The organism is Halomonas sp. (assembly GCF_033549285.1).
Taxonomy (GTDB): Bacteria; Pseudomonadota; Gammaproteobacteria; order Pseudomonadales; family Halomonadaceae; genus Halomonas.
Genome location: NZ_JAWSUJ010000003.1, coordinates 34,310 through 55,280, shown reverse-complemented (window position 1 = coordinate 55,280; position 20,971 = coordinate 34,310). Strand labels below are relative to the sequence as shown.

19 protein-coding genes are annotated in these 20,971 nt (G+C 60.6%); all 19 read right to left on the bottom strand.

The features are described from left to right. Window positions 1–53: 53 nt before the first annotated feature. Window positions 54–740, bottom strand: coding sequence for a protein phosphatase CheZ (gene cheZ / locus SCI24_RS01500; protein WP_318723613.1), 687 nt, complete (start codon window positions 738–740; stop codon window positions 54–56). Window positions 741–782: 42 nt separating this feature from the next. After that, window positions 783–1,172 carry a chemotaxis response regulator CheY gene (gene cheY, locus SCI24_RS01495; RefSeq protein ID WP_089677136.1) on the bottom strand — a complete coding sequence of 130 codons (390 nt, stop codon included), beginning with the start codon at window positions 1,170–1,172 and terminating at the stop codon, window positions 783–785. Between the two features lie 53 nt (window positions 1,173–1,225). Continuing rightward, the gene (locus SCI24_RS01490; RefSeq protein ID WP_318723612.1) at window positions 1,226–2,950 is read right to left on the bottom strand and encodes a methyl-accepting chemotaxis protein; all 1,725 of its coding nucleotides are present in this window, start codon (window positions 2,948–2,950) and stop codon (window positions 1,226–1,228) included. A gap of 53 nt (window positions 2,951–3,003) precedes the next feature. Next, window positions 3,004–4,065 (bottom strand): chemotaxis response regulator protein-glutamate methylesterase, encoded by a 1,062-nt coding sequence (locus SCI24_RS01485; protein WP_318723638.1) that lies wholly within the window; start codon window positions 4,063–4,065, stop codon window positions 3,004–3,006. A 96-nt stretch (window positions 4,066–4,161) separates the two neighbouring features. Then, window positions 4,162–5,013: a protein-glutamate O-methyltransferase CheR gene (gene cheR / locus SCI24_RS01480; protein WP_232911451.1), complete on the bottom strand. Its 852-nt coding sequence runs from the start codon at window positions 5,011–5,013 to the stop codon at window positions 4,162–4,164. 23 nt (window positions 5,014–5,036) lie between these two features. Further along, window positions 5,037–7,220 (bottom strand): methyl-accepting chemotaxis protein, encoded by a 2,184-nt coding sequence (locus SCI24_RS01475; RefSeq protein WP_318723611.1) that lies wholly within the window; start codon window positions 7,218–7,220, stop codon window positions 5,037–5,039. A 61-nt stretch (window positions 7,221–7,281) separates the two neighbouring features. Continuing rightward, complete coding sequence (locus SCI24_RS01470) at window positions 7,282–9,000, bottom strand: methyl-accepting chemotaxis protein (RefSeq protein WP_318723610.1); 1,719 nt, start codon at window positions 8,998–9,000, stop codon at window positions 7,282–7,284. An 18-nt stretch (window positions 9,001–9,018) separates the two neighbouring features. After that, on the bottom strand, window positions 9,019–10,674 hold the full coding sequence (locus tag SCI24_RS01465; RefSeq protein ID WP_318723609.1) for a methyl-accepting chemotaxis protein: 1,656 nt from the start codon (window positions 10,672–10,674) through the stop codon (window positions 9,019–9,021). Window positions 10,675–10,692: 18 nt separating this feature from the next. Continuing rightward, complete coding sequence (locus tag SCI24_RS01460; RefSeq protein WP_232911447.1) at window positions 10,693–11,193, bottom strand: chemotaxis protein CheW; 501 nt, start codon at window positions 11,191–11,193, stop codon at window positions 10,693–10,695. After that, window positions 11,190–13,385 (bottom strand): chemotaxis protein CheA, encoded by a 2,196-nt coding sequence (cheA, locus tag SCI24_RS01455; RefSeq protein WP_318723608.1) that lies wholly within the window; start codon window positions 13,383–13,385, stop codon window positions 11,190–11,192. The genes SCI24_RS01460 and cheA overlap by 4 nt, the downstream gene beginning before the upstream one ends. A gap of 42 nt (window positions 13,386–13,427) precedes the next feature. Further along, window positions 13,428–14,369 carry a flagellar motor protein MotB gene (motB, locus tag SCI24_RS01450; protein ID WP_318723607.1) on the bottom strand — a complete coding sequence of 314 codons (942 nt, stop codon included), beginning with the start codon at window positions 14,367–14,369 and terminating at the stop codon, window positions 13,428–13,430. Further along, window positions 14,366–15,238 carry a flagellar motor stator protein MotA gene (gene motA, locus SCI24_RS01445; protein WP_318723606.1) on the bottom strand — a complete coding sequence of 291 codons (873 nt, stop codon included), beginning with the start codon at window positions 15,236–15,238 and terminating at the stop codon, window positions 14,366–14,368. Before motA ends, motB begins: the two co-directional genes overlap by 4 nt. 126 nt (window positions 15,239–15,364) lie before the next feature. Continuing rightward, the gene (gene flhC / locus SCI24_RS01440; RefSeq protein WP_318723605.1) at window positions 15,365–15,949 is read right to left on the bottom strand and encodes a flagellar transcriptional regulator FlhC; all 585 of its coding nucleotides are present in this window, start codon (window positions 15,947–15,949) and stop codon (window positions 15,365–15,367) included. Beyond that, window positions 15,942–16,274: a flagellar transcriptional regulator FlhD gene (flhD, locus tag SCI24_RS01435; RefSeq protein ID WP_318723604.1), complete on the bottom strand. Its 333-nt coding sequence runs from the start codon at window positions 16,272–16,274 to the stop codon at window positions 15,942–15,944. Before flhD ends, flhC begins: the two co-directional genes overlap by 8 nt. 260 nt (window positions 16,275–16,534) lie before the next feature. Beyond that, window positions 16,535–16,825 carry an EscU/YscU/HrcU family type III secretion system export apparatus switch protein gene (locus tag SCI24_RS01430; RefSeq protein ID WP_318723603.1) on the bottom strand — a complete coding sequence of 97 codons (291 nt, stop codon included), beginning with the start codon at window positions 16,823–16,825 and terminating at the stop codon, window positions 16,535–16,537. Then, window positions 16,812–17,132, bottom strand: a complete 321-nt coding sequence (locus SCI24_RS01425; RefSeq protein WP_318723602.1) for a flagellar hook-length control protein FliK — start codon at window positions 17,130–17,132, stop codon at window positions 16,812–16,814. The genes SCI24_RS01430 and SCI24_RS01425 overlap by 14 nt, the downstream gene beginning before the upstream one ends. Window positions 17,133–18,031: 899 nt before the next feature. Continuing rightward, window positions 18,032–18,421 (bottom strand): flagellar protein FliT, encoded by a 390-nt coding sequence (locus SCI24_RS01420; protein ID WP_318723601.1) that lies wholly within the window; start codon window positions 18,419–18,421, stop codon window positions 18,032–18,034. Between the two features lie 5 nt (window positions 18,422–18,426). Beyond that, complete coding sequence (fliS, locus tag SCI24_RS01415) at window positions 18,427–18,849, bottom strand: flagellar export chaperone FliS (protein ID WP_318723600.1); 423 nt, start codon at window positions 18,847–18,849, stop codon at window positions 18,427–18,429. A gap of 188 nt (window positions 18,850–19,037) precedes the next feature. Then, window positions 19,038–20,720, bottom strand: coding sequence for an HD domain-containing phosphohydrolase (locus SCI24_RS01410; RefSeq protein WP_318723599.1), 1,683 nt, complete (start codon window positions 20,718–20,720; stop codon window positions 19,038–19,040). Window positions 20,721–20,971 lie beyond the last annotated feature (251 nt).

The window sequence follows — 20,971 nt, the reverse complement described above, 5'->3', positions numbered from 1 at the left end:
TATCCGCGAGGCACGGCCTAATCAGGGAAGTTGGGGGAGGGAAAGAGTCAGCGTCAGAAGCCGAGCTGGTCGAGCAGATCGTCAACCTGGTCCTGGCCAGTCACGATATCCTCACTGTCGGGCTTGACTTGCGGGCCGTTGAGAAGGCCCTCTTCGCGTCGCCTGTCGTCCGTCTCCCACTGGCCGCTGGCTTTCTTCTGGAGGTCGTCACGTGCCTGTCCTTCAGGCACGTTGTCGATCAGTACCTGAACCAGCTGCTGCTCGATCTCGCGGATCACATCCATCATCTTCTTGATGACCTGGCCGGTCAGGTCCTGAAAGTCCTGGGCCATCATGATTTCGAGCAGTTCTTTGTTGGTAGCCTGGGTTCTGTCCGGTACTGAGGCCAGGTACTGGCGTGTTTCGGTGACCAGGTCGCGTGCCTCGTCCAGCTCCTTGGGTTCGGCGAACCACTCGGCCCAGCGGTTATCCAGAGATTGGGCCTGTTCGCTTAGAGTATCCTGTAGCGGCTGCGCCCGGTCGATGGCATTGAGGGCGCGTTCTGCGGCCTGCTCGGTCATGGTGGCGACATAGCTCAGGCGGTCGCGAGCGTCCGGGATCGCCTCTGCCGCGCGTTCGATCTCCTTGTCGAGACCGAGCTCGCGCATGCTCTCGCGCAGCATTCGGGTCAGCTGGCCGATCCGCTGGACCAGGTCATCTCCGTGAGTCGCCTGGTTACCCTGGGGAACGTCGTTGCTCATGGTAAATCTCCTCGCCGAAGAGCCAGTGGCTCTCCGGTGTTATCACATACCAAGTTTTTCGAAGATCTTGTTGAGCTTCTCTTCCAGGGTGGCCGAAGTGAAGGGCTTCACCACGTAGCCATTGGCGCCGGCTTGGGCCGCTGCGATGATGTTCTCCTTCTTGGCCTCTGCAGTAACCATCAGTACTGGCAGATCCTTGAGGGCGTCGTCGGCGCGGATCTGCTTGAGCATCTCAAGGCCGTCGAGGTTGGGCATATTCCAGTCAGACACCACAAACTCGAAGCCGCCGGCCTTGAGCTTGTTGAGGGCGTCCTGGCCGTCCTCGGCCTCCTCGACGTTGGTGAAGCCCAGCTCCTTGAGCAGGCTGCGGACAATCCGGCGCATGGTCGGGAAGTCATCCACTACCAGGATGCTCATGTTCTTGTCTGCCATCGGGTTTCCTCATGTCGTGTCATGGCAAATGGCGCCGGCACGGCCGGCGTCGCTCAGAATTCTTCCCACTCAGCCTCGGCGGGCGTTTCCCGCCGAAGAGTGCTTTGTGGCTTGCCGGGTGTGCCGGCGGCAGTCGCTATCCGCCCAGCCGTTGCGGAAGAGGCAGCTCTGGTAACGTCCTGCTCACGAGGCACTGAACCAGCGGCCTTGGGGGCTGCTTCGTTAGCCAAACGAAATACCGCCACGGCCTTCTCCAGGCGACTGGCCTGATCTTCGAGCGAGGCCGCAGCGGCAGAGGCTTCTTGAACCAGAGAAGCGTTCTGCTGGGTTACCTGATCCATCTGTCCGACAGCCTGGCTCACTTGTTCGATGCCATCGCTCTGTTCCTGCGAAGCAGCAGAAATTTCATCCATGATATCGGTAACGCGGCGAACGGCCGCGACGACTTCCTGCATGGTTTCGCCGGCCTGTTCTACCAGGGTGGAGCCTTGAGTTACCTGACTGACGGAGTTCTCGATCAGCCCCTTGATCTCCTTGGCGGCATCGGCGCTGCGACTTGCCAACTGACGAACCTCACCGGCGACTACAGCAAAGCCTCGGCCTTGCTCGCCGGCGCGAGCTGCCTCTACCGAGGCGTTGAGGGCCAGGATGTTGGTCTGGAACGCGATGGAGTCGATCACACCTGTGATATCGGCAATCTTTTTTGAGCTGCCGGAGATGCCGTGCATGGTGCTGACAACCTGCTGAACGACATCACCGCCACGCTCGGCAGTATTGGAGGCGTCAAGTGCCAGACCGCTGGCCTGGCGGGCGTTGTCGGCGTTCTGCTTCACAGTGGAAGTGATCTGTTCCATGCTCGAGGCAGTTTCTTCCAGGGACGCCGCCTGCTGCTCCGTGCGAGAGGAGAGGTCGGCGTTTCCGCTGGCGATCTCGCGCGTGCCCAGATGGATCGAGGCGCTGCTGTCACGGACGTCGCCGACGATGCGGATCAGGCTCTGCTGCATGTCGTGCATGGCGGCATACAGCTTGCCGATCTCGTTGCGGCTGAGCACCTTGATCTCTCTAGAAAGGTCGGCCTTGGCAATAGTCTCCAGCGTTTCCACTGCCTGGTTGAGAGGGCGAATCAAAACACCGCGGAGGCCCAGGTAGATCAGTACCACCATAAGAGCAATTGTCACGAGCACAGCGAGTGCCAGTTTTTCGTAGAAGCTGGTGACGCTGGCGTAGTCAGCCTGCAGCTCGTTGCCCCGCTCATCCGCATAGCGCACGAATTCCGTTAATGCGGCTTCCTGCGCCTCTGCTGGGCCGGCCATCTGCTCGCGAAGAACATTGAAGCCGGTGGAGTTCATTTGATCCAACGCTTGATGTTGCTGGCGTGCCAGGTCGAGTACGGCGGCGAAGGTCGACTCCACGCGGGCCCCCAGCTCCTCCCCGGCTTCGGTTCGTGGCACCGCGCTGAAGGCCTCGAAGCGATCTTCGGCGCGCTCCATCTGGTCAACAGCGGAAACTAGTCGCGCGTCTGCCTCACCTCGGCGCCCCATCATGGAATGATTAGAAGCTGTCTCGAGGTCCACGAGTGCGCCACTTAGCAGCGCATCTGCGCGGTTGATCTCATTGAGCTGGTTGATATTGATCTGTTCCAGCGTTGCCATGGTCTCGTTAGCCTGCTTGCTGGCCAGGAAGCCCATGGCAGCAACGCCCGTGATGGCTGCTGCAAAGCAGACCAGCACTATGACCATGGCGGCGTGGATGCTGATGTTGCGCAGGAGTCGTGTCATGCCGAGCTTCCTTCTTTGTGTTGTAGTGTCAGAAACTGCCGCGGCTCGCGACGTTAAACACGCTGGGCGCGGCCGGAGGCGGTGACCAGGGAGAGAAGTCGCGGGGCGATCTCCTCAAGAGACAGCACTTCGGCGGCGCCACCCAGGGAGATGGCCTCTCGCGGCATGCCGAAGACCACGCAACTTGCTTCATCCTGGGCGATGGTTGGAGCGCCGGCCTGGCGCATCTCCACCAGGCCCGCAGCACCGTCCTTACCCATACCTGTCAGCAGCACGCCGATGGCATTACGGCCGGCCTGGGTGGCAGCAGAGTGGAAGAGGACATCCACGGAAGGGCGGTGGCGATTGACTGGCGGACCCTCGTCCAGGCGTGCCACGTAGTTGGCCCCGCTGCGGGCGAGCTTTAGGTGGGCGTCCCCCGGAGCGATGTAGGCGTGGCCGGGAAGGATGCGCTCGCCGTCGCTCGCTTCCTTGACACGAATCTGACACAGACGATCGAGGCGTTCGGCGAAGGAGCGGGTGAAACCGCCGGGCATGTGCTGGGTGATCAGGATGGCAGGGCTATTGGCGGGTAAGGGCTCGAGTACCTGGCGGATCGCCTCGGTGCCGCCGGTGGAAGCTCCGATGATGATCAGCTTCTCACTGGAGATAAGCGGAGCCTTGAGACATTCGGGCGGTGGTTCGTTGCGGCGCCGTGCACGATGAGGGCGCGAGCGAGCCGCCGCTCGAATCTTCTCGGCGATCTCGTTGGCATACTCAAGCATGCCGCTGCGAATGCCCAGGGAAGGCTTGGCGACGAAATCCAGAGCACCGAGCTCCAGGGCGCGCAGAGTCACTTCCGAACCGGCCTGAGTCAGCGAGGAAACCATCAGCACTGGCATGGGTCGCAAGCGCATCAAGCGCTCGAGGAAATCCAACCCGTCCATGCGTGGCATCTCGACGTCGAGTGTCAGCACATCGGGATTGTGGCGCTTGATCAGATCGCGGGCCGCGATGGGATCGGGCGCCACGGCCACGACTTCCATGTCGGGCTGGCTGTTGATGATCTCTGTGAGCAGGTCGCGTATCAGCGCCGAATCATCGACACACAGCACCTTGATTCTACTGGCGCTCAAGTGGTCTCTCCTGTGGTTCTGGCAGCGCAAGCTGTCCGGTCAGGGCATGTCCTGTGATATCGGCCGCCGGAGAGAGAACTTTAGTGAAGATGCGGGCTATGGCTTACGGATGTAGACGGTCTGGCCACGCAGACGAAAGCGGTCGGTGATATAGGAGAAGTTTTCGGAATGGCCCGCGAACAACAAACCGTCAGGCTTAAGCAGAGGAGCAAAGCGCTCAAGGATGCGGGTTTGGGTCGCCTTGTCGAAATAGATCATGATGTTGCGACAGAAGATGGCATCGAACGGGCCCTGTACCGGCCAACTAGGGGCGAGCAAATTCAGTGGCTGGAAGTCGACCATTGATGCCACTTCGGGACGGACGCGCGCCAACCCCTGATGAGGGCCGCGCCCACGCTGGAAGAAACGCTTGATGCGCGACTCTTCCAGCTTGCTCACCTGTTCCAGCGGATACACACCGGCCCTGGCCTTGGTTAACGCGTCGGTATCGATATCGGTGGCAACGACTTCTGCACGCTGGGGAGCTTGCTGGCCCAGGGCCTCCATCAGGGTCATGGCGATGGAGTAGGGCTCCTCACCGGTCGACGCGGCAGCACTCCAGACGCGGATGCGCCCTGGCCGGCTACGGACGTGGTCGGCCAGCAGTGGGAAGTGGTGCGCCTCGCGAAAAAAGGCGGTGAGGTTGGTGGTCAAGGCATTGGTGAAGGCCTCCCATTCCTTGGCATCGGGCTGTCGCTCCAGGCGAGCCAGGTAGTCACCGAAGCGTGTCAGCCCATAGTGGCGCAACCGCTTGGCGAGACGGCTGTAAACCATCTCGCGCTTGTGCTCGGCCAGCACGATGCCGGCGCGCTGGTAGATGAGCTGGCGGATTCTCGTAAAGTCCGTATCCGTCAGCTCTAGGTCGCGCTCCAGCTTGCTGTCCGACCAGCCGGATCCTGGGTTCGACATGCTGGCACCCTCCCTGGGTACATTCAAAACTCTTCCCACTCCTCTACGTTTTCTGTCGTCGCCTGTGGCTTGACGCTAGGGATAGGGGAGTCATCGCGTTGCGACGACTTCATCTTGTTGGTCCGAGATGATGAGGTGGCAACCGCTTGTTTGCGCTCCCGCTTCGGTGCCTGTTCCATGCCACTACCCTGCAGCCGGAACGCCGCTACTGCGTTGGTCAGCATCTCGGCCTGCTGCTCCAGCTCCCCGGCGGCCCGTGCCGAGCTCTGGACCCGCGAGGCGTTTTGCTGGGTTACCTGGTCCATTTCCGTCACTGCCGAGTTGATCTGGGCGATCCCGTTGCTCTGCTCTTCGGAAGCGGCAGTGATCTCGCCGAGGATGTCGTTGACCCGGGTGGAGGCATCCATGACTTTCGAGATTGCAGCTTCCGCCTGATGAATCAGGGTGGCGCCGCTATCGATCTGACGTGCGGAGCCGTCGATCAGATTGCGAATCTCACTGGCAGCATCGGCGGAGCGACTGGCCAGGTTGCGCACTTCCTGAGCCACCACGGCAAATCCGCGCCCCTGTTCCCCCGCCCGCGCTGCCTCGACAGAGGCGTTGAGGGCCAGGATATTGGTCTGGAAGGCGATGGAGTCGATGACGTCGATGATCTCGGTCATCTTGCGTGAGCCCGCGGTGATTTCATCCATGGTCGACACCGCACGCTGCATCAGCTCGCCGGATGCCCGTGACTCGTTGGCGTTCTCCTCGGCCAGGCCACTGGCCTGGCGCGCATTGTCGGAGTTGTGCTGAACCGTCGTGGTCATTTCCTCCATGCTGGCGGCTGTCTGTTGCAGTGAAGCCGCCTGCTGCTCGGTGCGTGCCGAGAGGTCTTCGTTACCACGGGCAATGTCCCGGGCCGCCGGAGTGACGATTCCAATACCGCCGTTGACGTCGTTGACAATGCTGCCCAGGCTCTTGCGCATGATATCCAGCGCATCAACTAGCTGCCCCAGCTCGTCACGACGGCGGGCAGGTGCATCCGCTGCCAGGTTGCCTGAGGCGATCTGCAAGGTGAAGGCACGCGACTCGCGAACGGGTCGAATGACTGCACGCAGCGTCATGCCGCCGATGGTGACCAGCAACAGCAGCCCCGCACCCAGCAGGGCTGCCAGGGCGATCAGCATCTTCCTCTGTCCCTCGCGGGCCTGCTGGGCGAGTGTGCCGGCGGCATCCTGCTTGCTCGCGATAAGCTCATTGACGCTGCCAGCGAGGGTCTCGCCTTGCTCCTGCATCTTTTCGATATGCTCTGGAAGCTTGCTGAAGATATCGAAATTATCTTCGCTTTGAAGCAACGTGATGGCGTGATTGATGCCATCCTGGCGATAGGCAGCCAGCTCGGCATCGAAGGCATCGGCGATGCTGCCTTGATTGGTTTCCCGAGCACGGAACGTTGACCATAGCTGGTCAAGATCACCTTCGATGCTGGCCAGCTGTTCGGCGTATCCCGATTTCTGGTCAACGAGCTCGAATCGATCGCTGCGGGAAAGTAGCTGGTGCGCCTGAGTGGTCAGCTGGTCGATCTGCTGCAGACGTGCGACATCCTGTAAACCGTCGCGATCCAGGGTACGCAGCCGTTCCCCCGAGGTTTGGAGGCCGAAAAGGCCCAGTGCACCGCTGGCGACAAGAAGCACTCCGGCCACCAAGACCATGGAGACGATGCGAGCACGCAGGCTGGTCAGACTGGCGCCTGCAAACCAGCCGGCCAGGCCTCGGCGCTTGAGCTGACCCTTGTCCAACGTGAACCCGCGACCTTTCCCGTCACGAATTCGAGCGTAAGCAGCTTCAGCACGCTCGACATCCTCGCGTGAAGGCTTGACGCGCACAGATGCATAGCCTTTTACCTCTTCCCCTTCGACGATAGGGGAGACGTTGGCCTCGACCCAGTAATGGTCACCGTTCTTGCGCCGGTTCTTTACCAATCCCTTCCAGCTCTCGCCGGCCTTCAGCGTATCCCAAAGATTCTGGTAGGCCACTTCGGGCATGTCAGGGTGACGTACGATGTTGTGTGGGGCCCCCAGAAGTTCATCGTGATCGAAGCCGCTAACCTCGACAAATGCCGGGTTGGCGTAGGTAATACGTCCCTTGAGATCGGTGCGTGAAATAAGGAAGTGGTCGTCGTGAAGCAGATATTCCTGCTGAGTGACTGGCTGGTTGTTTCGCATGGTGTTCCCCTGCAGCGGCGTACGTCGATATCGTTGTTATTTAGTGGGGTGGCTCGAGTGTCTAGAACGACTCCCAGTCGCCGTCGCTCCGGGTCGTCCGGGCCGTGTCGGCGGGAGGTTTCTCTTGTGTACGACGCGTCATCAAGGCTGGCATCCAGCGCGATAAGTCATCGTTATCATTGATGGGCCGGTTGTCTCCGGCAGCACCCGAGGTCTCGAGTTGAAACCGGTTAACGGCGGCTTTGAGGCGGCTGGCCTCGGCCTCCAACTGGTTCGCGGCACTGGCGGCCTGCTGGACTAGATCAGCGTTTTGCTGAGTGACTTGGTCCATCTGGGTGACGGCATCGTTGACCTGGCCAATGCCGCTGCTCTGTTCATTCGAGGCAGAGGCGATTTCGTCCATGATGTCGCTGACACGCTGTACCGCCGCCACAATCTCGCCCATGGTCTTGCCTGCCTGGTCGGCTCGGGATGTGCCGCGATCGACCTGGCTTACCGATGTCTCGATCAGTCCACGGATCTCGCGTGCAGCATCGCCGGACCGGCTGGCCAAGTGCCCCACCTCTTGAGCTACCACGGCGAAGCCCTTGCCGTGCTCGCCGGCGCGAGCTGCCTCCACGGAAGCGTTCAACGCCAGGATGTTGGTCTGGAAGGCGATACTGTCGATGGTCCCGATGATCTCGGCGACACGATGGGAGCTCTTGCTGATATCGTGCATGGTGCTGACAACGTCGTTGACCACCTCACCCCCTTGCTGGGCTGTCCTTGAGGCCTCCGCGGCCAGCTGGCTGGCTTGGCCGGCATTGTCAGCGTTCTGGGTCACGGTGGAGGAGAGCTGCTCCATGCTCGAGGCGGTTTCCTGCAAGGAGGAAGCTTGCTGTTCGGTGCGGGCCGAGAGGTCGTTGTTGCCGTGCGCGATGCTTTGGGTTCCCTGATAGATGGCGTTGCTGCTGTCGCGCACTGTCGAGACGGTATCGGCCAGGCCGTGTTGCATGGACGCCATGGAGGCGTAGAGTCGACCAATTTCGTTATTGCCGCGCTCAGGGATATGTTGTGCCAGGTTGCCCTGTTGCATTGCCTCGAAGTAGCCAACCAATTTGCCGAGCGGGCGGATGACATTGACTGTCACCCCCCAGAGCACCACCGCCACGGTGCCGGCAGCGATCACCAGGCCGGCAATCATCATCCACTCAAGCACCTCGACCAGGCCGAGAAAGCCGTTGTAGAGTCGGGCACCGCTCTGTTCGGCGTCGACGAAGAACGTGACCGCATCGTCGTAGAAGGTCTCGGTAAGTGCTTCTACATCGGGGGCGAGCGCCTGAAACTGTTCTGCATCTCCGGCCACCAGTGCCTGCTGCTGTGGCCTCAGGCCATCACTCATCAGGCGGGCGAAGCTCACCTGTAGTTCATCGATCATGACCGCCCGGTCGCCGGTTCCCGGCAGTGCCAGGAACTCCTGGAAGGTAGCTTCAACCTTCGTCAGATTGCCCTGCAGCTCCACGGCCTGGCGTTGAATTGCCTCGCTATCCTGTGGCCCATCGCTGTCCAGCAGGCGCGCTTGCAGGTCACGCAGTGCAACCTGCGTGAACAGCATCTGAGTATTGGTGCGATTGAGCGAGGACTGCTGGTCCACGTTGACCTGGTTGAGTGTCTCCAGTGCGGCCTCACTGTGGCGAGCGGCATACAGCCCCAGGCCGCCCAGCGCGATGATCAGTGCGGAGAACACTGCTAACACCAGGCTCCAGCTGAGGCGCACCGTCATGTTGTCGAGTAGTTTCACGTTATCGTCCCTGAGCGGTCAGGTGGTGGTGGCGGATTCGCGCGGTGTGACCCTGTGTTCAGCGGTGCTGGATACCTGGGGACCCTGGGCCGGAGATGTTTGGTCATCCCGCTCGGACCGGGCCTGACGCGGACTCAGGTGAAAGTGAGCTACCTGATCACGTAGGTGCTGGGTCTGTATGCTCAGTCGCTGCGATGCCTGAGAGTGCTCCTCCACCAGCCCAGAGTTTTGCTGGGTCATCTGGTCCATCTGGGTCACTGCCAGGTTAACCTGCTCGATACCGTGGGTTTGCTCCTCTGAGGCAGCCGAGATCTCGCCGATCAAGGTGGTCAGCTGTTGGATATCGCGCACCATGCCGGTAATGATCTCTCCGCTCTCCTGTACGAGGCGGGTGCCCTCGGTCACCTTGGCGTCTGAACCGTCGATAAGTGTCTTGATCTCGCCGGCGGCCTCAGAGCTCCGACTGGCCAGCTTGCGCACTTCCTCTGCGACCACGGCAAAGCCCCGGCCATGCTCTCCGGCTCGAGCGGCCTCCACCGAGGCATTGAGGGCCAGGATGTTGGTCTGGAAGGCAATTGCGTCGATGGTGTCGATGATGGTCGACATCTGAGTCGCACTATCGTTGATCTCGTTCATCGAAGCGGCGACCCGATCCATGGCGTCGTGACCGCGTTCCGCATTGTCGGCGGTTTCGTGCGCCAACGTACTGGCCTTGCCGGCATGGTCAGCATTTTGACGTACGGTGGCGGTGAGCTGCTCCATGCTCGAGGCTGTCTCGGCCAGGGACGCGGCTTGTTGCTCGGTGCGGGTGGCCAGCTCGTCGTTGCCAGCGCTGATCTCCTCGACTACGCCATTGACCTCATCCGTACTGCGGTGGATGTGCCCAATGGTATTCTCCAGATTGCTTCGCATGAGCTCGATGTCGAACAGCAGGCTCGCCTGGTCTCCCTTGCGGAGTCTGACAGACCGGTCGAGGTTACCTTGAGCAATGTGACTAACCACTTCGGCCGCATAGGCGGGGTCGCCACCCAGGCGGCGGGTAACGCTACGGATGACGAGGCCCATCAGCAGCGTCAGAGGGATACCCACTCCAAGGAGAGCCAGCAAGCTGCGGGTCAGGCGATCAACGAAGGCGGCATCGATATCATTGATATACACCCCAGTGCCGACATACCAGCCCCAGGGTTCGAACACTGTGTTGAGCGACGACTTTTCTGCCAGGGCATCCTCTTCTGAGGCGTGTGCCCAGAGGTAATCGACGATACCATCGTCGTTGTTCACGTCCTCGACGAACTCACGAAACAGGTAGCGGCCTTCTTCGTTCTGGAAATCACGGACGGAGGTGCCGACGGGCAGGCGAGGGTGGGCGAGTAGCTCATAATCGCCGTTGAAGATGTAGACATAGCCGCGGCCCTCGTCATAGGTCATCTCGCGGACTGCGCTGGCGGCGCGAGTCCGGGCCTCCTCTAGCGATAAGTCGCCGGATTCGGCTTGCCGGGCGTGGTCGCGGACAACGTTCAATGCCATGTCGACATAGTCACCCAGCGCGTTCCGCCGCTCTTCAAGCATCGTCTGGCGGTTCTCCCAGGCGCCCCAGGCCATCAGGCAAATCATGCCGATCCAGATGATGCCCAGCGAACCCCACAGTTTCTTTGTCATTGTCAGCTGTCGCATGCTCGTTCCGTCTCTGCCTTACTCGCTGGCTTGTTCCACGAGGGCCATTTCGTCACTGGTCAAAAGCTTGTCGATATCCACCAGCACCAGCATCCGGTCCTCCAGGCTACCCAGCCCGCTGAGGAAGTCTGAGGAGAGGGTCACGCCAAACTCTGGGGCCGGCTTGATCTGCTCCGGCGTCAGGGTCATGACGTCGGAGACACCGTCGACCACGATGCCAACAACGCGGTCGGCGACATTGACCACGATCACGACTGTTTGACCGCCATACTCGACCTTGTCGAGGTGGAACTTGATGCGCAGGTCGACGATGGGCACGATCACCCCCCGCAGGTTGGTGACCCCCTTGATGAAGTCCGGCGCGTTGGCAATGCGGGTGACGTTCTCGTAACCGCGGATCTCCTGCACCTTAAGGATATCGATTGCGTACTCTTCCTCGCCGAGCGAGAACACCAGAAACTCGCGGCTCTGAGCTTCCAGGGTTGCCGCATCGAGGCTGGGGTTGGTGAGGCTGCTCATGAGACTTCTCCTTCGGTTTGGAGACGACGCTCCAGGTCGTGATGAGGACGTTGCTGATGCCGCGCCTCTTTCTTGGCGCGGTTGAGACGGTGTAGATCAGCGATGTCGAGGATCAGGGCGACGCTGCCGTCGCCCAGGATGGTCGCGGCGGAGATGCCTGGCACCTTGCGATAGTTGGTCTCGAGGTTCTTGACCACCACTTGTTGCTGTCCGACTAGGTCATCCACCAGCAAGGCGTAACGACGTCCTTCTCCCTGCACGATGACGGCGATGGTGTCGTTGAGCTCAGTCTTGGCATTGGCCACGTCCAGCGCTTCGTGCACGGCAACGACCGGCAAATACTCGTCGCGCACCTTGAGCACCACGTCGTCACCAGCCATGGGGTAGAGGTTGTCTCTGGAGGGCTGAAGTGATTCGAGTACGGTCGAGAGCGGCAGGATGAATACTTCGTTGCCGACCTTGATTGACATGCCGTCAAGGATGGCAAGCGTCAGTGGTTGCACGATACGAATGGTGGTGCCCTTGCCCCTGGCCGACATGATCTGCACCTGTCCGCCCATGCCCTGGATATTGCGCTTGACCACGTCCATCCCGACTCCGCGGCCGGATACGTCGGTAACTTCCTTGGCAGTGGAGAAGCCTGGCGCAAAGATCAGCTGCCACACCTCGTCATCACTCATGTTCTCCGAGACAGGCAATCCGCTTTCCTGAGCCTTGGCCAGGAGCTTGTCACGGTCGAGGCCTGCGCCGTCGTCACTTACCTCGATAATGATGTTGCCGCCTTGATGCCTGGCTGAGAGTGTCAGCTTGCCCGTGCGAGGCTTGCCATTGGCCTCGCGCACTTCCGGTGGCTCGATGCCGTGGTCGAGGCTGTTGCGGACCAGGTGGGTAAGGGGGTCGATGATGCGCTCGGTCAGGCTCTTGTCCAGTTCGGTGGACTCGCCCTCGGTAACCAGCTCGATCTCCTTGCCAAGCTTGCTGGATGTCTCTCGTACTACGCGAGGAAAGCGGCTGAAAACGAAGTCCATGGGGATCATGCGTACTGACATGACGGCTTCTTGCAGGTCACGGGCATTGCGCTGTAACAGGCTCATACCGTTGAGCAGACTGGCGTTGCTCATACCGTCCATCTCGCTGACGGTCTGGTCGAGCATCGACTGAGTGATGATCAGTTCACCGACAAGGTTGATGATCTGGTCGACCTTATCCACCGACACACGGATTGAGCTGGATTCGCTTGCCTTGGCCTTTTTCGGCTTGGGCTCGTCGGAACTGGGCTTGCCAACCTTGGATGCATCCGCCGTGGTGTTGCCGCCATCGGTCTTGGCTGGTGCAGCAGCGGCTTGGGCGGGGGGCTGTGCGGACTCGCCGGACATGCTGCTATCAGGATCGGATGTTTCACTGACATCGCCGCCTGAAGCCGGCGTGGAGGGCGGAACAATGGCCTCCTCGCTCTCGTCGACGCGAATGTGCACCTGCTCGGGTTCGGTGATGAAGCACATTACGGCTTCGATATCGTCGCGGCTCACAGCCGTGGTCAAGGTGACCTCATAACACTGCTGGTTGCCATCCTGGGCCTGTATCTCCCCTAGCTGCTCCAGCTCTTCGACCAGTAACGCACGGTCCTTGTCACTGACATCGAGAAGCGCCACTACCAGCCGCTGCTCACCGTCTGCGTCTGCCACGCTTTCAGGGGGGGTGGTGGTGCTGATCCCCCCAGTGTCTGGCTGTGTGGTGTTATCCGGGGGAGTCTCCGATGCACGACTTGGTGCTGGCACGTCCTCGGCCCCCTCGAGCCCCTTGCCGATCTCCTCCAGGGCGAGTTGCTGGAGGGTCTGACAGATGCGGGCGAAGGCCTCCTGATTCGGCTCCTCGTCGTTGCGGTAGGCGTCGAGCTGGTCGTGCAGCATATCCTTGGTTTCCAGGAAGGTGTCGATGATGTCTCGGCGCAGCGTCATCTCACCGCGGCGGGCATGGTCGAGCAGGTTCTCGAACAGGTGGGTGGTTTTCTGCAGGACATCGAAGCCGAAGGTGCCAGCGCCGCCCTTGATGGAGTGGGCCGCGCGGAAGATGGCATTGAGCTGTTCGGCATCCGGCTCGTCGATATCCAGCTCGAGGAGGTGACGCTCCATGTCGGCGAGAAGCTCTTCCGCCTCCTCGAAAAATGTGTCATAGAAATCGGTGATATCCATGCGCTACCCCTGCCCTGAAAATGTGATGCCCAGTGTCGGGCCTTAGTCCGTGCCGAGGGCGCCCCGAAGGCTCTCGGTAAAGCGTTCCACGGGAGCCGTATCCACCTGTGGCATGCGTCGACCTAGTGGCGATGGCGCTCCTGCTCCGTTGAGAGTGCCCGGTCGACGAATTCGCTGAGCGACTTCATCGAACAGCACCAGCAGTTCGATACGTCGATTGATCGGGTCGCTGGCATCGGTTTCCGGCATAGGTACTCTGTCTGCAAAGCCGGAGACGCGTAGCAGCTTGTTCGGATCCAATCCGCCGGCGACCAGTTCGCGCCGTGAAGCATTGGCGCGGTCACTGGAGAGTTCCCAGTTGCTGTAGCCGCGATAACCCGTCAGGTACGCCAGGTTGTCGGTATGGCCACTGATGCTGAGGTCGTTATCGAGCTCATTCAGCAGCGGTGCTATGGTTTGCAGCAGGTCGCGCATGTAGGGGGCAATCTGGTTGCTGCCGAGGTCGAACATGGGACGTTGATCAGTATCCAGGAGCTGAATACGCAGTCCCTCAGGCGTCATCTCGAACCGCAGCTGCTGACGCAGCTGGCGAAGGTCAGGGTCGGCGTTGATGGCTGTCTCGATGCGCTGCTGGAGGTCGCGAAATGCGCGCCGCTGAACATCGCTGGGCCGGGTCTGCTGCCTGAGATCAATACGCGCTCGCTCCCCCTCCGCATGTGTGGGGTCCGGGCCGCCGCCAGGAATGACATTTTCGCTCTGGGCCTGGCCGTCGCCACCGGTGATCGCCGTGACTAGGGGAGTGCGGAAGTACTCGCCTACGGCCTCGCGCTGGGTTGGTGTTGACTGTGACAGGATCCACATCACCAGGAAGAGCGCCATCAGTGCGGTCATGAAATCTGCCAGGGCTATCTTCCAGCTGCCGCCGTGGTGCTGATGCACTACCTTCTTGCGGCGGATGATGATGGGTCGACGGTCGTTGCTCATGCGCCCCCTTCACTCGCTTTGGGGTTGCGCACATACTCCTCCAGTTCGGTGAAACCGGGGCGCTCTTCGCTGTGCAGTGCCTTGCGACCGAACTCCACTGCCAGTTGCGGTGCATAACCGTGAAGGCTGGCCATCAACGTGACCCGCATGCACTGAAGCACCTTCTCGACTTCTTTTGCCTGACGCTCCACTCGGCTTGCCAGCGGGTTGACGAAGCCGTAGCCGGCGAGGATGCCCAGGAAGGTGCCAACCAGAGCGTGTGCAATCATCTGGCCCATCTGGTCGGGAGCCGCATCGGCCGCGCTCAGCGCCTTCACCACGCCCATTACGGCGGCGACGATGCCGAAGGCCGGCATGGCGTCGCCCACCTTGGCGATGGCGTCGATAGGGATGTGTGCCTCCTGCTCGAAGGCTTCGATCTCATGGAGCATCAGTTCATCGATTTCCATGGGCTCCATGGTCCCGCTGACCATCAAGCGCAGGTAGTCGGTAAGAAAGGCCATGATGGTAGGATCGTCCAGGATTCGTGGGTGCTCGTTGAACAGGGCACTGTCCTGTGGGTTATCAATGTCACGCTCGATGCCCAGCATCCCGTCGCGACGGATCTTGACCAGTATCTTGTACTGAACTGCCATCAGCTCCATGTACAAGGACTTGTCGTAGCGCTTGGAGCGGCGCAGACGGCCGAAGATGCGAAAGGTGGCCTTGATGGCCTTGCCATTGTTGGCGGCGATAAAGGCGCCGATACCGGCGCCGCCGATCATCAGGAACTCCGTTGGCTGAAAAAGCGGGCCGAGATGACCGCCCGCCAGCGCGAAGCCTCCGAATACGGAAAGCAGTACCACAAGGTAACCGATGGGTATCAGCACAGCCGCTATCCCTTAACCGAATCGTGGGTTGAAGTTCTTTCCCAGTTATCGGCGAGGCGGTGGCAGACTTGAGGGAGGGGGCGAAAAGAAACGCCCCGGGAGGTTGGCTCTCGGGGCGTATCGGGTTCAGGCGAGACGTCGTGGCCGTACTTTTTCCAGATGCCTGCCATCGGTCTCGTGCATGTCGGCCTCGCGCCGACGTCGTGTTTTTCCGGCTCGGGAAGGGGGCTGGCAGATGCCGCATACGTAATCGTGCGTGGGGCTGTGGGCGTGCGCCACAAAATGCCCTGAACAGCGAGTGCAGGTAGAAAGCTGCAGCAGGTCGCTCTCGAAGAAGCGAATCAGCGTCCAGGCGCGAGTCAACCCGAGTGCGGCCTCGGCGTTGTCGCTGTCGATCTGTTCTGAATAGAGGCGGTAGGCCTTGATGAAGGCGGTCATGCGCTCGCAGCCCTGATCCTCTCGAAGGCGGATGTAAATGTTGTAGAACAGCGACGAGTGGATGTTGGGCATCCAGGTGATGAACCAGTCGGTGGAGAAGGGCAGCATCCCCTTGGGGGGCGACATGCCGCGAATTTCCTTGAACAGCCTCACCAGGCGCGCTCGACTCAGGTCGGTCTCTGTCTCCAGTACCTGCAGTCTCGCGCCCAGCTCGATTAGGTCGATCGCCAGCTGCACCTGCTGCATCTCTATCAGAAGGCTCTTGTCAGGCATGGCGATCGCCTCGGGGCTGGTCATTTGCCCTAGAAGCCATCAGCAGCGAAGCATGCAGCGAGGCGAGACCCTGCTCACGAGGGTTTTCCGTTATCTGACGCAGCTGTTCGGAACTATTGATGCTGAAGTGGCAGAGCAACTGGTTAGTGCGTGATAGGCGAGTGAGCTGACGAGCATTCAGCCCTTCAATCAGAGCGGCAGTCTCGTCATCGAGCTTCAAGCGGAACATCGCCTCATCGCGATCCGCACCGAGCAGGCGCTGGGCGAGCAGCAAGTAGGCCAGGTTCAGCTCCTGGATCTCTTCGCACAGTGTGTTGGATGTCATGGTTCCCTGGCGACGTCTTCTTGTCCGGCCGTCGGGCGGCCAGGTGATTTTTTAGTCCGCGGGGCGTGCCGGCGGCCTGTCGTGGGAGCCATTGTCATCGCCAATCATGGCGATGCAATCTTCCTAAAGAGGTAGGGGAGTGGCGGAGGTGCGACGGATGATGTTTCTAATGCTCAAAAGATGAACAGAATCAGATGGCTAATGTGTTGCTGGTTGTTGCTAACCATGCTTAGCTTTTTACATTTCTTTACATTATCAGGCTATGTGACGGGTTCCTTTTCTCGCGGTGCGCGCTCGTATACCCACACCAGAAGCTCAGCGATGACCTGATAAAGGCGAGGTGGTATCTGGTCGTCCAAGTCGAGTTGCATCAGCAGTCCCACCAACTCCGGGGCGTCGTGGACATGGATGCCCTGCCGCTTTGCCTCGGCAATGATGCGTTCCGCCAGCTCCCCATAACCCTGAGCGATGACGCGTGGGGCGTCGTCGCTACCCTGATAGGCCAGAGCTACGGCCTGGCGGCGCTGTTGGTTCGGATCATGAGGCGGCATCGGTAGGCTCCGTCGTCAGGCGCGACAGTGTAACGGCTACATCCTCGAAGCCATGGCCACTCAGGCGGGCCTTGAGAGGAGCGAGCCCTTCCCGCAGGCGTTCAAGGGTGTCGCTATCGGCAATCTGCATATCGATCTCGAGTTGTGTGGCCTGCATCCATACGGCGGCCTTGATGCGCCCGGCGCCTTGGACATCGAGGTCGATGTCGGAACGCCAGGTGCGCTGAGAATCCTCTCCGGCCGATTCATCCTGCGCTCCTTCCCTCGATTCCTGCTGCCCGGCGGGTGGCTGAATCAGCAGAGCCATAAACAAGCCGCTCCAGACATCACCTTCCCAGCGAAGCGCCGGAGTCACGAGCATTTCTAGCTGGTGGCGAACGATTCCCTGCAGGCTCTCGTGAACGGGGTCCGGCAAGGCAGCGGGCGGCTGTCGCAGCGTCAGAGGCTCGCTGCCGGTGCCACGAGATGTTTGCACGGTTTCAGCTGGCTGACTGCCTGTAGAGGCCGTGGCTGTAACCATAGCAGGAGCATTGGTAGAAGGTGTCGGGGAGGTGGGTGTCGTGGCGGTGTGTGGTGCGGATGAATGGACAGGCTGATGAGCGACACTCGCGTTGTGTGGGCGAGTGTCGGGTGGCAGCAGAAGTCTCTGCTCCTGCAGGCCGCCAGCGCCAGGTGCCACGGCGGGCGAGAAGCGAAGCACACGCCACATCTGAGGCTCTCGTTCCAGCTGTTGCCGTGGTAGCTCGCCCTTGTACCAACGGTTCAGGTGGGACTCATAGAACAAGCCACTGTCACGCACACTGCCTTCCAGCCGCGAGGCCACATGAGTAGGGTCGGGTGCCTGGCCTGCTGGCACCAGTGGAGTCTTCGTCGTAAGGATTGAGGGTGGTGCAGGAAAGCGCATCAGCAGGTCGGCGATCGTGCGGCCGGCGCTACTCAGGTGCGTCTGGGACGAGGCCGGCGGCGCACCCTCTTGACGGGGAAGTGGCGCCGAGCTTTCAGCGACGCTCGTCGCGGTTCGGGTAGTGGTCTGGGTTTGTGTGGTGCCGGTGCGAGCATCCAGCCTCGAGTCGCTGTGCAGGGCGCGCGGAGCATCAGCCGGGGAGGTTGGCTTGACCGGCTGGTTCAGGTCCTGGGGAGGCGGCGTGTCGACGCGCTTCCCTAGTACCTGATGAAGGAGTGTGTCCAGCAGCGGCGTGATTCCGCTCACGTCAGGCTCTTATTGTCCGGCGACAGACTAGAGGTGTGTTTACCCGCTCTGACACCGTAGGCGCGGCTGAGGTTTCGTTGACGGCGAGACGTGTCGATCAGCTCCCCCAACTCGTCGCGCCTCGCCATCAGGCGATCACGCACGTGAAGGTTGTTCTCGAGGATCTGCTCGATCAATTCTGCCTTGCGCCGTTGATGTTCCTCCGTGAGCGGCACCGTTGCGTCCAACCGTTTAAGCTGCTCTGTCTGTAGTACGTAGTACGCTTCGTAGGAGACCAAGGTCTCCCACTCCTGTCGGCTGGTAGCCTCCAGCATGCGGCGAGTTTGTTGCAGCAGGGTCTCGTAACCGGCCACCACATCCTTGGACGAAAAGGCATAGGAGGTCATGGAGGTTAGCCTTGAGCCGATGCAGGTCCGCCGATCTCTTTCCAGGCGCCGGCAATATCTTCGAGGATTGCTTCCGCTTGGTTGAGGCTCTCGACATCGTTGCGCAGATTGGCCGCCAGCAGCAGGCGCGTTGTGTAGTCGTAGAGTGAAGCCAGTCGCTCGGCGATCTCACCGCCTTTTTCGGCATCCAAAGCAGCTGACAGGCCGTTATTGATGATATCCATGGCCTTGGAGATCGCCTTGCCTTTCTCGGCAGTATTTCCAGCCTCAAGATGGATGCGGGCCGTGCGGATCGCGGCGATGGCGCCATCGAACAGCATGACGATCAGCTGGTGGGGGCTGGCAGACATGACGCCACTCTCGACGCCGACTCGGGCGTAGGCACTGGCGCCGCGTCCGTACGCGGCGGCTCCTCGCATAGCTGACATGGTGTTGTCGCTCCTGTTTGGTTATGGCCGCAAGGGGCCAGGGCGAATATCGTGATGTGGCCAATTTGGGCGAAGTGTGCCAGATGTCGCCAAGTGCGGTGGATCGAACAACATCAAGCTACCCCATTATTTCGGTCTATCGGCATCGAGCGGCCGGACTTTAACGTGGCGGTTCCCCTCAGCAGGTTTCAAGTGGGAACGGGAATCTCGTGGACGACCTTGCCCAGGTGTCTCGAAATGTCTCCTTGCATGACCTCGCCGAGGGCTTGACCGGGCGGCTCGGTCTTCTTGGTCAGCTGAATACGGTTGGGGCGCCCTTGGCTGTCGAGGCCTTGTACCCAGCCCATATCGCCTGATGCGAACATCACTAGCGAGCCAACGGGGTATAGGCCGAAGCGCTTGATGTAACTTTTGACCCACCGTTGATCGAAGCGGTCTGGCTGGGACAGGAGGTGGCGATAGATCTCATCGATCCGGTGGGCGGAGCGATCCGGTCGGTCACGTCGCATGGCTTCGACCACATCGACAATGGCTGCGGCTCGCGCCAGTTCATGAAGTTCGTTGCTCTGCAACCTGCGTGGGTAGCCGCTTCCGTCAAGGCGTTCGTTTATGTTTTCGACAACCGAGGCGAGAACGCCGCGTGATAGCCAATGGCAGTGTGTCGTGCGCTCTAGCAGCAGAGGCACATGCTGTTGAAGGCGCGCGTATTGGTCAGAATCGAGCACTTTGGCTTCGAGCAGCTCGGTGGGAAGAAGTGCTTTACCGAGGTCGTGGATCATGGCGCAGGCAATCATGGCCTTGCATAAGTCCCGGGGAATTCCATCGAGGCCAGCCAGGTTCAGCAGTTGGACGGCGACCGCCAGGCAGTGGCGTACCAGGCGTGGTTCGTGTGGGAGGCAGCGGGTGGCGAACAGGAGCGCACTGCGGTCCTCGTCGTGAAGCTGGAGGAGGCGGTCGGCGTGGCGAGAGAGTTGTACCGAGTCGATAATGCCACCTTGCTGAAGTTCCAGCATCTGAGCGTCCAGGTAGCCGGCGATGCGAGCCAGCCGCTTGGCCATTGGCGTGGCGTACGCCTGGGTGTTGCGCCTCCCTATGCCAGGTGGGGCAGTGGTGCTGGCCTGGAATAACAGCGATGGCAGCCGGGACGCCTCTCCTCCCTCGTCGTAACGGGCGGCTTCGCGCTCAATCTCTCGTACCAGATGCCAGAGCTGACGCTCCTGGTCCGGGCTCCCCCCCTTGAACTGGAAGCCGACCTGGAGGCTCTGGCGCTCGGTGTCGACTTTCTGGTGGCGTGATTCGGCGTGTGCTAGAAACCGTGTGCCGTCGGGAAAGCAGAGCTCTATCTCGAGCGGTTGGCCGGCCTCTGCTAATATCCCGCCTGCGGTCAGTGGCAATTCGAGCTGGCAGCCTTCCAGTGAAAGGTCCTTGAGATCGCCCTGGGCAGAGTGCCCGTGGTCATCACGCAGGACTCCACCGACCTCCATTCCCATGCGCAGGCGTGCTCTGAACGAAGAGCGCCGCTGCAGCTCTTCCAGGTGCAGCGGGTAGTCACTGACGCACAGCAGGCGACCGTCTTCCTCCCGGCAGGACTGGGCGGTAATGGCTGGGGTTCGTAGCATCTTGCCCTGGACTTGCCCCAGAATCCGAAATGGATGCTCCTGGCGTAGCGTGATGGCGAGTTCACGGATGGCGCTGATGTCCAGGGTCAGGGATTCGCCGGGTATCTGGTCTATCAGAAGCACTGGATCCGGCTTGCCACCAGCGTCCAGTAACTGCAGAGAGGCACCGCCCGGCTCCATTAGCGCATCCAGCAGCGATTCTACCTCGTTGGGGCGCTCGATCCGGGTATAGCCATCATCGGTTTGCGACATCCTTGCCTCGTGCTGGTCATCGTATTGATCTCGCTAGATTATCGGCCGTTTCAAGAAAGTCTTTAGTGTTCTGATATCTGTGCGAAAGCAGACTCAAGTCAAGGCTGGTTCGGTCGATAAGGCGTTGTAATATGGCAAACGTCTAATTCTTTGCCTCCGGCTGGCGCGAGAGCGCCTAAACTCAAGTGAAGAACGCACATACCGATGTGCCGGGGCAGCGATATGGCATATGAACCACGTGGACCATCAGG